The organism is Prosthecomicrobium sp. N25, assembly GCF_037203705.1.
Lineage (GTDB): Bacteria > Pseudomonadota > Alphaproteobacteria > Rhizobiales > Ancalomicrobiaceae > Prosthecodimorpha.
Window position 1 is genome coordinate 1 of record NZ_JBBCAT010000012.1, and the last position, 1,253, is coordinate 1,253.

Consider the following 1,253-nt stretch of genomic DNA (forward strand, 5'->3'; position numbering starts at 1 on the left):
GACAACGGACCCTCTGACATCCTGGTCTCTGGCGGCACGATCGCCGAGAACAGCGCTGGCGGCGCGGTCGTGGCGACCTTGTCGGCGGTCGATGCGGATACGGGGGAAAGCTTCTCCTACAGCCTAGCCGGCACGGATGCCGCGAGCTTCGTGGTGGTCGGCAACGAGATCCGGGTCGCGCCGGGCGCGGTGCTCGACTTTGAGGCGGGCGGGAGCCGGACCTTCGACCTGACGGTCACGGACGCGGCGGGGCACACGCGGACCGAGACGGTCACGGTCAACCTGACCGACGTCAACGACAACGGACCCTCTGACATCCTGGTCTCTGGCGGCACGATCGCCGAGAACAGCGCTGGCGGCGCGGTCGTGGCGACCTTGTCGGCGGTCGATGCGGATACGGGGGAAAGCTTCTCCTACAGCCTAGCCGGCACGGATGCCGCGAGCTTCGTGGTGGTCGGCAACGAGATCCGGGTCGCGCCGGGCGCGGTGCTCGACTTTGAGGCGGGCGGGAGCCGGACCTTCGACCTGACGGTCACGGACGCGGCGGGGCACACGCGGACCGAGACGGTCACGGTCAACCTGACCGACGTCAACGACAACGGGCCGAGCGACATCGTCGTGACCGGCGGGACGATCTCGGAGAACAGCGCTGGCGGGACGGTGGTCGCCACCCTCTCCACGCTCGATGCCGATACCGGTGAGACGTTCACCTACAGTCTCGCCGGCACAGATGCCGGGCTGTTCACGGTCGTCGGCAACGAGATCCGGGTCGCGCCGGGCGCGGTGCTCGACTTCGAGGCGGGCGGGACCCGGACCTTCGACCTGACGGTCACGGATGCGGCCGGGCACACCCGGACCGAGACGGTCACGGTCAATCTCACCGACGTCAACGACAACGGGCCGAGCGACATCGTCGTGACCGGCGGCACGATCTCGGAGAACAGCGCTGGCGGCACGGTCGTTGCTACGCTCTCAACGGTCGACGCCGATACCGGCGAGACCTTCACCTACAGCCTAGCCGGCACGGATGCCGGGCTGTTCACGGTGGTCGGCAACGAGATCCGGGTCGCGCCGGGCGCGGTGCTCGACTTCGAGGCGGGGGGCACGCGGACCTTCGACCTGACGGTGACGGACGCGGCCGGGCACAGCCGGACCGAGACGGTCACGGTCGACCTCACCGACGTCAACGACAACGGGCCGAGCGACATCCTGGTCTCGGGCGGCACCATCGCCGAGAACAGCGCCGGCGGCAC

The 1,253-nt window shown here is 69.3% G+C and carries 1 protein-coding gene; it reads left to right on the forward strand.

Annotated features, from left to right (window positions below):
• Positions 1-1,253, forward strand: a 1,253-nt coding sequence (locus WBG79_RS27545) for a cadherin repeat domain-containing protein (protein WP_337360455.1), incomplete at both ends; no start/stop codon positions are given.